13 protein-coding genes are annotated in these 12,176 nt (G+C 47.0%); 5 read left to right on the top strand and 8 right to left on the bottom strand.

The annotated features are described in order from the left end of the window. The first annotated feature begins 272 nt into the window (after nt 1–272). On the top strand, nt 273–533 hold the full coding sequence (locus FTU55_RS11965; protein WP_005181091.1) for a GlsB/YeaQ/YmgE family stress response membrane protein: 261 nt from the start codon (nt 273–275) through the stop codon (nt 531–533). Between the two features lie 72 nt (nt 534–605). On the opposite strand, the gene FTU55_RS11960 is transcribed toward FTU55_RS11965, so the two are convergent. Together FTU55_RS11960 and dmeF are read right to left on the bottom strand one after the other, a co-directional pair. After that, entirely contained in the window at nt 606–1,307 is a 702-nt protein-coding gene (locus FTU55_RS11960) for a DsbC family protein (protein ID WP_168394136.1), read from the bottom strand. 90 nt (nt 1,308–1,397) lie between these two features. Then, entirely contained in the window at nt 1,398–2,417 is a 1,020-nt protein-coding gene (gene dmeF, locus FTU55_RS11955; protein ID WP_180047191.1) for a CDF family Co(II)/Ni(II) efflux transporter DmeF, read from the bottom strand. A 54-nt stretch (nt 2,418–2,471) separates the two neighbouring features. On the opposite strand from dmeF, the gene FTU55_RS11950 reads away from it, so the two are divergent. Together FTU55_RS11950 and FTU55_RS11945 are read left to right on the top strand one after the other, a co-directional pair. After that, nucleotides 2,472–2,738 carry a metal/formaldehyde-sensitive transcriptional repressor gene (locus FTU55_RS11950; RefSeq protein ID WP_104498506.1) on the top strand — a complete coding sequence of 89 codons (267 nt, stop codon included), beginning with the start codon at nt 2,472–2,474 and terminating at the stop codon, nt 2,736–2,738. A 139-nt stretch (nt 2,739–2,877) separates the two neighbouring features. After that, nucleotides 2,878–4,020 (top strand): MFS transporter, encoded by a 1,143-nt coding sequence (locus tag FTU55_RS11945; protein WP_075175269.1) that lies wholly within the window; start codon nt 2,878–2,880, stop codon nt 4,018–4,020. 117 nt (nt 4,021–4,137) lie between these two features. On the opposite strand, the gene FTU55_RS11940 is transcribed toward FTU55_RS11945, so the two are convergent. From FTU55_RS11940 to rpmH, 6 genes are all read right to left on the bottom strand, one after another. Then, on the bottom strand, nt 4,138–4,473 hold the full coding sequence (locus tag FTU55_RS11940) for a DUF1622 domain-containing protein (RefSeq protein WP_005181102.1): 336 nt from the start codon (nt 4,471–4,473) through the stop codon (nt 4,138–4,140). Nucleotides 4,474–4,748: 275 nt separating this feature from the next. Then, nucleotides 4,749–6,104 (bottom strand): tRNA uridine-5-carboxymethylaminomethyl(34) synthesis GTPase MnmE, encoded by a 1,356-nt coding sequence (mnmE, locus tag FTU55_RS11935; protein ID WP_168382786.1) that lies wholly within the window; start codon nt 6,102–6,104, stop codon nt 4,749–4,751. A gap of 95 nt (nt 6,105–6,199) precedes the next feature. Next, nucleotides 6,200–7,969 carry a membrane protein insertase YidC gene (yidC, locus tag FTU55_RS11930; protein WP_075168111.1) on the bottom strand — a complete coding sequence of 590 codons (1,770 nt, stop codon included), beginning with the start codon at nt 7,967–7,969 and terminating at the stop codon, nt 6,200–6,202. A gap of 5 nt (nt 7,970–7,974) precedes the next feature. Continuing rightward, a complete protein-coding gene (gene yidD / locus FTU55_RS11925) occupies nt 7,975–8,295 on the bottom strand; it encodes a membrane protein insertion efficiency factor YidD (protein WP_045795963.1) in 321 nt (106 codons plus the stop codon). Nucleotides 8,296–8,304: 9 nt separating this feature from the next. Continuing rightward, nucleotides 8,305–8,697 (bottom strand): ribonuclease P protein component, encoded by a 393-nt coding sequence (gene rnpA, locus FTU55_RS11920; RefSeq protein WP_180047189.1) that lies wholly within the window; start codon nt 8,695–8,697, stop codon nt 8,305–8,307. A gap of 28 nt (nt 8,698–8,725) precedes the next feature. After that, nucleotides 8,726–8,860, bottom strand: a complete 135-nt coding sequence (rpmH, locus tag FTU55_RS11915) for a 50S ribosomal protein L34 (protein WP_000831329.1) — start codon at nt 8,858–8,860, stop codon at nt 8,726–8,728. Between the two features lie 660 nt (nt 8,861–9,520). Between rpmH and dnaA the strand changes: the two genes are divergently transcribed. Continuing rightward, complete coding sequence (gene dnaA, locus FTU55_RS11910) at nt 9,521–10,900, top strand: chromosomal replication initiator protein DnaA (RefSeq protein WP_005181121.1); 1,380 nt, start codon at nt 9,521–9,523, stop codon at nt 10,898–10,900. 110 nt (nt 10,901–11,010) lie between these two features. Next, complete coding sequence (dnaN, locus tag FTU55_RS11905) at nt 11,011–12,159, top strand: DNA polymerase III subunit beta (RefSeq protein ID WP_016659767.1); 1,149 nt, start codon at nt 11,011–11,013, stop codon at nt 12,157–12,159. The last annotated feature ends 17 nt before the right edge of the window (nt 12,160–12,176 follow it).

The raw sequence follows: 12,176 nt of genomic DNA, 5'->3' as shown, positions 1-12,176 counted from the left end.
ATAATTCAAGTGAATTTGTTTGAAAGAAGAACTTTAAAAGCTTTATTTTCACCCGATAAAATACCCATAAAACAAGAGGAAGCTCAAATGAGCTTCCTCTTGTGAAAAATTGTGGGACAGCAATGGCGTTCAGCCACTTTTTTTACGACAAAGCGGACAAAAAAACTACAATCTGTAGCAGGACTCTACTGTTTGTCCTCTCAAAAATCCTGAAAAATAAATCAAATAGCAACAACTCAACTTGATAAACCATAACAAGAAGGAGACAGGAGATGTGGACACTTATTGTGGCTATCGTGATTGGTTTTATTGCAGGTCTTATCGCCCGTGCCATCCATCCAGGTGATGATAAAGCAGGCTTTATTATGACCACCTTACTCGGGATCGCCGGTTCACTGTTGGCCACTTACGGCGGTCGCTTCCTCGGTCTGTATGATGAAAACTCAGCTGCCGGCTTTATTGCCTCGGTGATTGGTGCGCTGATTATTCTGTTTATCTATAACATGATTTCCAAACGCTCACATCGCGTTTAAATCAATAAAAAAGCACCGTTCATTCGCCGGTGCTTTTTTATGGTCTAAAATCTGACTTTTAACAATCTGAGCTTAGAGTCCAAATTCCTTGAAAATCTGCTCGATCTGCGCAGCAGGGTAGGCGCCCATCACCTTAAAACCATTCGAGAAAATAATGGCCGGTGTGCCGTTTAATCCCAGGCTTTGCGCCAGTTTCAGATTACGCTGAATCGGATTGGCACAGGACTGGCTCGTGCGCGGGCTAAGACCTTTGGCAATCAGGTCTTCCCAGGCCTGGGCCGGATTGGCTTCACAATACACCTGCTGCGAAGGGCGTACCGATTGTGCCTTTAACGGTAAAATAAAGGTGTAAATGGTGACATCATTGAGTTTTTTCAGCTCTACTTCCAGCTGTTTGCAATACGGGCAATTTGGGTCAGAAAAGATGGCCAGCTGACGTTTACCCGTCCCTCGAACCGTTTTTAAAGCATCTTGTAGCGGCAGTTTTTTCCAGTCGATGCTGTTTTGTTGTACCAGCAGCGCTTTGGTCAAATTCTGCTGGTCGCTTAAACGGATCATGGAACCGGCCAGAATATGCTTGGCATCTTCATTCAGATACACCACCTGACCCTGCATCGAACCGCTATAAATCCCGCGCATTTCAGTGGCCTGAATATTCTGGATGTCCAGGTTTGGATGTTGCTGCTTTAAATTGGCTTTGACCGTGTCGACATTGGCCAGTGCCGGCGTTGAGCTCATCGCGAGCGCTGCCAGCAAGAATGCATGTTTAAACATAGTGAAATCTTGTCTTTATCAATCCTTGCCCGATTCTAATCTTAAATCGGGGCAAAAATTTAACTTTCATCAGAGAAATTTACCGAATCACTACAGCATCGACAATGGCGTTTCACGTGGAACATAAACCGGATGAATCGAGTTAATTTCAATTGAGACATGCACAATTTCCTCATGCACTGACAGGGCCGTGCGGATTTGATCGGCATTTAATTCATCTTCAGTTTCTACGGCCAGAATACAGGAAAACTTGTCACGACCGACTTTCCAGACATGCAGATCGGTGATATTGACTATTCCTGGCAGCTCGGCAATCACCTCGCGAATTTCTTCCACCACCGGATGATCCATTTCGGCATCCAGCAAGGTGCGTCCAGTTTCCTGAATCAGGCCCCAGGCCCAGCGTGCCACCAGAATCGAACCCACAATACCCAGTACCGCATCAAGAAAATCCCAGCCCCAGAACTTGCCGGCAATTAAGGCCACAATCGCAAAAATGGAGGTCACAGCATCGGCCACCACATGCATAAACGCAGCTTTCTGGTTTAAATCATGTGCTCCAGCTGTATGTGCATGCGCATGTCCATGCCCCGACTCATGGTGATGGTGATGGTGATGGTGATGGTGATGGTGATGGTGATGGTGATGGTGATGGTGACCATCATCATGCAGTAACCAGGCACAAATCAAGTTGACCAATAGGCCTAAAATCGCAATGGGAATGGCTTCGTTATAATGAATATTAACCGGGAAAAATAAGCGTTCTACCGAATGAAACGCCATAAAACCGGCCACCACCAGCAATAAAATCGCACTGCTATAACCAGCCAGAATCTCAATTTTCCAGGTACCAAAGCTAAAACGGGCATCCTGGGCATAATGACGCGCCGCCCGATAAGCCACATAGGCCAGCCCCAAAGCCAGCATATGCGAGCTCATATGCCAGCCATCGGCCAGAAGTGCCATCGAGTTAAAAATCCAGCCGCCAATAATCTCTAAAAGCATCATGACACCGGTTAATATCGCAGCATATAATATACGCTTCTGGGCCAGTGGATTGCCTTCATCAAACTGATGGTGATGGGTACGGTGAGAAACATGATTTTGCATGGGGAGAATCGCCCAATATACTCCCCCATAGTATATTTGAAATTAAGGTGAAGTGTGGGCCATTTACATACAGATAAAAAAGTTTTAAATCGCATCAAGCGTTTACAAGGTCAGATCAGTGCGGTGGAACAGTCCATCCATGATCCGGAAAAAAGCTGTATCGAAGTATTACAGCAGGTGGCTGCGATTAAAGGCGCGGTTAACGGGCTGATGAATGAGCTGATTGAATCGCATTTGCGCCATCATGTCATTGGCAATGAGGTCGAGGTCAATGAAGTCGAACTGGATGAATTTTTAAAATTGTTAAAACGCTATACCTAAGCCCATCTTTCGATTGACCCACAAAATTCCTGCCTTTACACTGAAACGATCTTTTCTCATATCATGATACCTGAGCCAAAAAGCTGAGGTATTTTTTTATTCTCTCATGTCAAACGCTCAATCGTGGCAGCCGTTTTTAATGGTCAGCCTGGCGCTGTGTATTGGTACCGTTGGAACCGCACTGGCCAGCCCTTTATATCCCCTATATCAGGAGCTGTGGCAGCTGCTGCCGAGTCATATTACCTATCTGTTTGTAGCCTATATGTTCGGTTGTCTGGCCACTTTACTGTTTCTGGGGCGAACCAGTAACCGCTTTGGTTTTGTTCGCAGCTTGCAGGTCGGTATTGCCCTGGTCACGATTGGACTGATACTGTCAGCCTGGGCGCCGACAGCACTGTATTTGGGCCTCGGCCGCTTTATTATTGGGATTGCCTCCGGACTGATTACCACTTCTGCCATGCTGGGGCTGATGAATGTAGTGCCCGATAGCCATAAGCTGCTGGCGCCGCAGCTCAGCTCGATTATTACCGCAATTGGCTTTGGTTTAGGGCCATTTCTGGGCGGTGTAATTGCCCAGTTTGCCGAGCAGCCGCTGGTCACGCCTTATCTTCCGGTGATTGTCAGTGCCATTTTCTGTGGACTGGGCCTGTTCAAGCTAAAACAGCCTGCCTTTGAACAGCAGCCATTTTCGGTTTATCCCAAATTGCAAACCCCGGATGCGCCGTATCAGGCTGCTTTTTTCCTGGTCAGTCTGGCCGCGTTTTGTGCCTTTGCCGGCTTTAGCCTGTTTGCTTCGCTATCGCCGTCGTTTGTGCAGGATATTTTGCCCTGGCATGGGCCACTGGTCAGTGGTGTAGCAATTTCCGCGATTTTAATTATTTCAGCCATCGTCCAGTTTTTTGCCCGTAGTGTACTGCCTGCCACGGCCTTGCGCTGGGGGCTCTATGCGCTGCTCGGCAGTCTGCTTCTGCTGGGTTTATGTATGTCGCTGCAATGGAGCCCGCTGTTCTTTGTCAGTGATGTGCTGGTCGGAATTGGGCATGGCTTGAGCTTATTGGGCGCCTTTGGCCTGATTCACCAGATGAGTCAGCCGCACAACCGCGCTGCAATTATGTCCAGTTATCTGTTTATTGCCTATCTGGGCACCATTGTACCGATTATTGCGGTGGGCTATTTATCAGACCATTTTGGCTTAAGTGTGGGTATTATCAGCTTCTGCATGCTGATTGGGCTGCTTTGCCTCAGCCTGATCTGGCAGCAGCGTAAAGTGCTAACCTTTTAAATTAATGCTGTTGAGTCGGGGATGATCAGGCACCCTCGGCCTGATCCTGGGTGCGGACAGACTGCGCTGCCAATCAGATGCTGACCATATCAACATCCACCAGATGATTGAATAGTTTTATTTCTCTGTACCGGGTTGATGTTCCAGCTCTTTCATTAAAAAGTAGTTTAAAAAGGTCCGAATGACCGCAATAATCGCCAGTTTGATCAGGCTGTCCATATCCGGATCGACCGTGGTGGCCAGAATATCCGCGGCCAGCTGAAACTCCAGCGCAGTGGCCAGCCAATTGCCAAAACAATAGCGCGCACTGCGGCCGGATTTTAGCTGAACCAGCACCATTAAGGTTTTGACCAGACCAATCACCACACAGACCACCGAGATAAACTCGAGCAACAGCTGCAGCACACTCACTAAAGCAACCAGTGACTCACGTAAATCAACCACCTCCAGCATGCCACACCTCCGGCAGTGTTTTTGTTGAACTGCGTTCAGGATTTTATTGGAACAACTTGTAGGTTATTCACTCATCATAGCCTGAATATCGGGCAATAGAAGGGCGGATGGTGGGATATAGGCTAGCCCATACAATGTGACAGGCTGTTCCCTTAGAATATACAAAACTATTTAGGCTGAAATGACGAGATTGCCTGATAAAAAGCAATAAAAAAGCACCAGGTGGCTAACACCTGATGCTTTTAAATGCATAGCAAGCTCAGAGCGTGCTGCGCTTATTTTCCAATACAGAAAGAACCGAAAATTTTACCCAACAGATCATCGGCACTAAAATCTCCGGTAATTTCACCTAGGGCATTTTGCGCCAGACGCAGGGATTCAGCCACCAGCTCACCGGCATGATAATCTACCAGCTGCTCGCGCGCTTCGGCCAGATAGTACTGGGTGCGCTTCATTGCGTCTAAATGACGAGTTCGGGCAATGAAGGTATCTTCTTCCGGCTGGAAGCCTGCATGGGCTGTAATCGCATCTATGAGCGATTGAACACCGGTTTCCTGCTTGGCCGACACGGTAATATGACGAAAACCCTGATAATCACCAATAACGGCTTCAGCACCAGTCAAATCTGCTTTATTACCAATCAGCATCAGACGTTTGGGTTCCAGATGATCGGCAAAATATTCCTGGGCCAATTGCAGCGGATCTTCACCCTGACTCAGGTCATACACCAGCAGCAATAAATCGGCCTGTTCAATTTCTTTAATCGCGCGGCGGATGCCTTCTTTTTCCACCACATCACCGGTTTCCCGTAAACCGGCGGTATCGGTCAGGGTAATCGGCAAGCCATTTAAGGTGATTTTTTCATGCAGCACATCACGGGTGGTACCGGCAATATCGGTCACAATCGCCCGTTCAATCCCGGCTAAAGCATTCAGTAAAGATGATTTTCCGGCATTCGGTTTACCAGCAATCACCACCTGCAAGCCTTCACGTAATAATTGTCCCTGACGTGCCGATTGCTGTACCGCGGTGACTGAGCTGGCAACATCATCCAGTAGGGCCAGAATTTTGCCATCGGCCAGAAAATCAATTTCTTCTTCCGGAAAATCAATCGCTGCTTCCACATGCAAACGCAGATGAATCAGTTTTTCTAAAACCGTATTGACCTTGGTTGAAAATGCGCCTTGCAGGGAGCGTACCGCTGAACGTGCTGCAGCCTGCGAGGTCGCGTCAATCAGGTCGGCAATCGCTTCGGCCTGTACCAGATCAAGCTTGCCATTTTCAAAGGCGCGCATGGAAAACTCGCCAGCTTTGGCCGCGGTCGCACCGAGTTCCAGTAAACGTGCCAGCAGGGCATTTTGAATGACCGGGCCGCCATGACCTTGCAGTTCCACCACGTCTTCACCGGTAAAGGAGTTCGGATTGGGGAAACAAATCACCAAACCTTCATCCATCACCTCACCGCTAGCCTCATAAAACTGGCGGAAGCCGGCAAAACGGGCTTTTGGCAGCTGCTTTTGGGTCAGGGCTTCAGCAATGGCATAGGATTTAGGACCAGACAGGCGAATTACCCCCACACCGCCACGCCCGGGTGGAGTGGCAATCGCAGCAATTGTTGTGGTTTGGGTCAGCATAAATTCACCTGTCGCAATGCTTAAAGTCGGGCCAAAAAAAATCCGCCTAAGAGTATCATCTTAAGCGGATTTATTCAGCTCGTCAGTACAACTTAGTTGACTGGGGTCGCTTCATCACGTTTGGCACGGTCTTTCTCAACAGATTTGTTGATCAGGCCTTGCTGCAAGATGGTGATCAGGTTGTTGACAATCCAGTACAACACCAGACCCGCCGGGAAGAACAGCAGGAACACAGTAAAGATCACTGGCATAATGCGGAAGACTTTAGCCTGCATAGGATCGGTCGGCTGCGGGTTCAGCATTTGCTGGATATACATGGTCGCACCCATGATCAGCGGCAAGATAAACCAAGGATCCATTGCCGATAAATCCTGAATCCAGAGTAACCATGGCGCATGACGCAGCTCTACAGATTCCATCAGTACCCAGTACAGGGCCAGGAAGATTGGCATTTGCAGTAACAGCGGTAAACAGCCGGCCAGCGGATTGACCTGTTCACGTTTGTACAGGGCCATCATCTCTTGCGAGAAGCGCATCCGGTCTTCACCGAACTCTTCTTTCATGCGCTGCATTTCAGGTGCAATCACACGCATTTTCGCCATAGAACGGTAGCTCTTCGACGATAATGGCCACAGAATCAGCTTCACCAGAATGGTCAACAGAATAATTGCCCAGCCCCAGTTCCCCACTAAGCCGTGGAAGAATTCCAAGCCTACAAACAGCAGTTTGGCAATTGGCCATAACCAGCCATAATCCACAGTCTGATTCAGACCAGTGGCCAGATCTTTCAGCTCTGACTGGATTTTTGGACCGCTATAGAAGGTCGCATCGACTTCTGCCACTGTACCCGCCGGTACATTAATGGTTGGCGAAGTAAAGCCGATAATATTCATATTATCGCCTGATTTACGCGATTCCAGCTTGGCGCTATACGGTTGGCCATCGGCCTGGGTCAGTTTCAGGTTACCCGGCACCCATGCACTCACGAAGTAGTGCTGTACCACCGCAACCCAGCCGCCAGTCGCTTCAACATTCAGTTTTTCTTCAGTGAAGTTGTCGAATTTCAGCTTGTTGTAGTGTTCATCCGGTGTCCCCCAGGCGCCGCCCAGGAAGGTACCCAAAGTGAAAATGCCCTGGTCCGATTTACCCGGATCATCCGAGTTATCGCGTTTGATCTGACCAAACATTTGACCTTGCCAGTTCTGGCCACTGCGGTTTACCACTTTGTGGTTGACCACAATCGGATATTCGCCTTGCTTGAAGCTGAAGGTCTTGATAATTTCTACACCGTCAGCAGTTTTGTACACCATTGGTACATTTAACACTTTCACCGCTTCACCGTCCTGATTCTGAACGGCTTTGGCATCTTCCAGGCTATAGCTTAATTTTTCAACTTCATAGTTTGGACGACCATTACGGCTGCTGTCTGGTCCATTCAGACCAATCAGGCCTGACTGAGCGACATAGGTACGTTTGTCATCGCTTTCAAGCATTACAAACGGTGCATCACTGTCTTTATTTTTGTCATGATTGAGTAATTCAACACGAACAATATCACCACCTTTTGGATTGATCCAAAGATGATAAAGGTCAGTTTGTACTGAAATAAGCTGCTGACTTACAGGTGCAGTGGCATCTGTGGTTTGAGTCTGCTGCGCTGAAATATTTGCCTGCGGTACATCAGAAGCTGCTGTAGCGGTTTGGCCATTTGGCAAATCTGCAGACACTTCATGTGAAACCACCGCAGCCTGTTGCTGTGGTTGGGTTTCAGCATTTCCATAATCTTTTTGCCAAGCCAAAATGAGCAAATAAGCGACAACAAACATGGCCCCGAGAATTGCAATCCTGGCCCATTGTTGCATATCTATTACCCCAAGTGGTTAGAGTGATTTTGGTTCAATAAACGTTCACGAAAGGGTACAGCAATGTGACCCGTTTGAGAATCTATTTGCTGAAATGAAATAAAACGAATTGCTTTGGCCGGTACAGGGTCATAGCCCGAACCACCCCACGGATGACAACGACAGATACGTCTAGTCGCCAGCCACACACCACGTCCGGCCCCATGGATCTGGACTGCTTCCAGGGCATATTGAGAACAGGTTGGAATATAGCGACAACGTGGTCCAAGAAGCGGACTAATCGCAATCTGATAGAAACGAATCAACCAATGCAGTAAACGTACCATTGGTCATCTCTACTGATGTGGGGAGGGAGCTATTTTAGAATGCTTTTTGGCAAGGCGGTGCAATTTCTGCCAAGCAAATTGTAATTGCTGATGTAACTCTGCATTTGGCACTGTTTCAATCCCCATTTTGGGCATCACCACAATATCCAGCACAGCAAATTGCTGTTGATGCAGGCGAAAACTTTCGCGAGCAAGTCGTTTTACTCGATTTCTTTCGTGTGCACGACGCACTTTTTTCTTGGCAACAACAATACCCAAACGGCTGTTCAGCAGTTCGGACGGTTTTGCCAGAAATAAGAAATGGGGTTGATGCACTTTAAAAAGCGCACCATTAAACACATCTTTATAATCGGCAGCACAGCGTATACGAAGCTCTGTGCTGAAGCCATAAAGTGATGTCATAACACCCAAGTCGATGCAGCGTGACTGATTAAACAGTTAAGCTGTGACGACCTTTTGCACGACGGCGAGCTAATACTTGACGACCAGCTTTAGTAGCCATACGAGCACGGAAACCATGAACGCGTTTACGCTTTAATTCAGATGGTTGGAATGTACGTTTCATGTCGAAACTCCAAAAATGATCTTTCTATAAAGGTCCGCGATTTTAGTGCTCATTGCTTGAGCTGTCAATCAAAAACACGGTTTTCCTTTAAATAAGCCTAATTTTTATAAAAGGCCTTAAGTTTATCCAGGAATAGGCAATTGTACATATTCTGGCTTATTCACAAGCTATCCTATTGTTAAAAAATACAAAATAAGTTATAAACAATATTATTCACATAATTATCCACAAGACCATGTGAATAAATTTATTCTCTACAGGTTTAAATTCGAATTTAAATTTATTTTCAGTTTATCCACATCCGAGCACGCTCTAATATATAAATTCAAATTTATAAATTTAAATTTATTCTTATTAGGGTGGCTTTTTTATGTGGAAAAGCAATTTTTAAATTTAAAAAACATAGACTTTGCATGTGGATAACTGTGTTTTTATATTTTTAATACATTGTGGATAACTTTATGCTATATTTTATCCACAGCTTGCGGATAAACTTATCCACACCAGCTTTTAAATTTAAATTTAGATCTTGATGTTTGTTTTTTGGCTAAATTCGCTCAATTTCTCATGACAGATGTGGATAACTTGGTTAGAATGGCGACCCGCTTGCAGCGGACGAATGCGTTTTAAATTTAAAATGGAATAAATAGGGGTTTTCACATGCTTTGGACGGACTGCTTAAATCGCTTGCGACAAGAGCTCTCTGGGAATGTCTTTACGATGTGGATTCGCCCATTAGTTGCAGAAGAATCAGAAGATACTTTACGTTTATATGCACCGAACCCGTATTGGACCCGCTATATTCAGGAACATCATCTTGAGCTGATCACGATTCTGGCCGAACAACTGTCTGAAGGACGGGTACGTAAAGTTGAAATCCTGGTCGATTCCCGTCCGGGCGCCATTTTATCGGCCAGTGAACAGCCAGCGACCACCACCGCTGCTTTAGAGTCAGCACCGGCACCGGTCAGCCGTCCAAAAAAGGACAAAGAAGAGAGTGGCAGCAAAAACAGCCGCAAGCGTCAGTTAAACCCTTTATTTACCTTTTCTTTATTTGTAGAAGGCCGTTCTAACCAGATGGCGGCAGAAACCTGCCGTAAAGTATTGACCCATCTGGGCGCTTCACAACATAACCCGCTATTTTTATATGGCCCGACCGGTCTGGGTAAAACCCACTTGATGCAAGCGGTGGGGAATGCCTTGCTGCAGGCCAAGCCGAATGCCCGGGTCATGTATATGACTGCTGAAAGCTTTGTACATGACTTTGTTAGCTCGCTACAGCAGGGCAAGGTTGAAGAATTCAAGAAAAATTGCCGTTCACTCGATCTGCTCTTGGTGGATGACATTCATTTGCTGGCCGGTAAAGAAGCCAGTCTGGTGGAGTTTTTCTATACCTTTAATGCCTTATTGGATGAATCCAAGCAGATTATTCTGACGTCGGACCGTTATCCAAAAGAACTGACCGAACTGGACCCACGTCTGGTATCGCGTTTTTCCTGGGGCCTGTCGGTGGGGGTAGAACCGCCCGATATTGAAACCCGGATTGAAATTCTATTAAAGAAAGCCGAAAGCAGTGGCGTCGATTTACCGCGCAACTGTGCCTTGTTTATTGCCCAGCAGGTGGTCGCCAACGTGCGTGAACTGGAAGGCGCCTTAAATAAGGTGGTCGCAATTTCCCGTTTTAAAGGCACCGCGATTGATCTGGATGTGGTGCGTGAATCTCTAAAAGATGTGCTGGCGATTCGTGCGCGTACCATCAGTACCGAAAATATCCAGCGTGTGGTCAGTGAATATTTCCGTATCCCACTCAAAGAATTGGTCGGGCCAAAACGTACCCGGATTTATGCCCGTCCACGACAGCTGGCGATGGGGCTGGCCCGTGAACTGACCGGGGACAGTTTCCCTGAAATTGGCATGGCTTTTGGTGGTCGTGACCACAGTACCGTGATGCATGCCTGCGAGAAAGTACAAAGCCTGCGCGAAGAAGATCCAATCTTCAACGAGGACTATAAAAACCTGCAACGCCTGTTGCAAAGTTAGGCCGGTTTGGTCAAATTCTGTTCTTGCAATGCGGCATATTCTGCCGCATAGTACACTGCTAAAAAATTAATTTTTATCTTCATCATCTTCAGTTGTTAGAGGAATGTACCGTGCGTTTAAAAATCGCCAAAGAAAGCTTACTCAATGTTCTATCACATGTTGTAGGAGCGGTTGAACGTCGCCATACGTTAAACATTTTATCTAACGTGAAAGTTCAGGTGACCGAACAGGCGCTGACCATTACCGGTTCCGATCTGGAAGTTGAGCTGGTGGCCAGTACGGTTCTGGCTGAAGGTGCATGTTTACAGGCGGGTGAGACCACAGTGCCGGCACGTAAACTGATGGATATCTGTAAATCTTTGCCGACTGCGGCTTTAATTGACCTGCAGATTACTGAAGATCAGCGCTGTATTTTAAAATCAGGCAACAGCCGTTTCGTGTTGGGGACTTTACCAGCCGAAGATTATCCGTTATTGGCCACTGAAAATACTCAAGGCACACAGGTAGCGGTGACTCAGCGTGAATTAAAACGTTTATTTGAAAAAACTGCCTTTGCCATGGCGGTGCAGGATGTACGTTTCTATTTGACCGGCACCTTGCTGGAAATTGATGAAAACCAGCTGCGCGCTGTGACTACCGATGGCCACCGTTTGGCATTATGTGAAACCGGTGCCTCTTCAAATGCGACGCAGCCAATTCAGGCAATTGTGCCACGTAAAGCCGTGGGTGAATTACAGCGTTTGCTCAGTATTGAAGATGAGCAGCTGTCTTTGTTAATTGGTCGTGAACTGTTAAATGTAACCATTTCCGTGCCAAGCCGTGACAAAGAGCAGGGTGATATTACCGTACGTTTCACCACCAAGTTAATTGATGGTAAATTCCCGGATTACCGCCGTGTGATTCCACGTGGTGGCGATAAAGTGGTGATGATTGCACATGATGTCTTCAAGCAGTCGTTACAGCGTGTGGCGATTTTAAGTAATGAAAAATTACGCGGCGTATTCCTGAACTTTAATGCAGATTCACTGCAATTACGTGCCAACAACCCGGAGCAGGATGAAGCGATTGAAGACCTGGCCGTGCAATACAACAATGCACCGCTGGAAATGTCGTTCAATGCTCAATATCTGCTGGATGTATTAGGTGCACTGGATGGTGATGATGTGGCAATGACCATGACCGAAGCCAACCAGTCGGTACTGGTGCAAGACCCAGCGCAGCAAGATCAAACCTATGTTGTGATGCCGATGCGTGTCTAAGCTTGTATGTGATCTGA

Source organism: Acinetobacter sp. YH12117 (assembly GCF_013418865.1).
Lineage (GTDB): Bacteria > Pseudomonadota > Gammaproteobacteria > Pseudomonadales > Moraxellaceae > Acinetobacter > Acinetobacter indicus.
The sequence above is the reverse complement of the archived record's forward strand: the minus strand, read 5'-3'. Positions and strand labels throughout refer to the sequence as shown.

Excerpts from the sequence above, each read along its gene's own strand:
- FTU55_RS11940 (WP_005181102.1), bottom strand. The coding sequence starts at position 4,473 with ATGCTGGAGGTGGTTGATTTACGTGAGTCACTGGTTGCTTTAGTGAGT.
- yidD (WP_045795963.1), bottom strand. The coding sequence starts at position 8,295 with ATGGTACGTTTACTGCATTGGTTGATTCGTTTCTATCAGATTGCGATT.
- dmeF (WP_180047191.1), bottom strand. The coding sequence starts at position 2,417 with ATGCAAAATCATGTTTCTCACCGTACCCATCACCATCAGTTTGATGAA.
- FTU55_RS11960 (WP_168394136.1), bottom strand. The coding sequence starts at position 1,307 with ATGTTTAAACATGCATTCTTGCTGGCAGCGCTCGCGATGAGCTCAACG.
- rpmH (WP_000831329.1), bottom strand. The coding sequence starts at position 8,860 with ATGAAACGTACATTCCAACCATCTGAATTAAAGCGTAAACGCGTTCAT.
- FTU55_RS11945 (WP_075175269.1), top strand. The coding sequence starts at position 2,878 with ATGGTCAGCCTGGCGCTGTGTATTGGTACCGTTGGAACCGCACTGGCC.
- yidC (WP_075168111.1), bottom strand. The coding sequence starts at position 7,969 with ATGCAACAATGGGCCAGGATTGCAATTCTCGGGGCCATGTTTGTTGTC.
- dnaA (WP_005181121.1), top strand. The coding sequence starts at position 9,521 with ATGCTTTGGACGGACTGCTTAAATCGCTTGCGACAAGAGCTCTCTGGG.
- rnpA (WP_180047189.1), bottom strand. The coding sequence starts at position 8,697 with ATGACATCACTTTATGGCTTCAGCACAGAGCTTCGTATACGCTGTGCT.
- FTU55_RS11965 (WP_005181091.1), top strand. The coding sequence starts at position 273 with ATGTGGACACTTATTGTGGCTATCGTGATTGGTTTTATTGCAGGTCTT.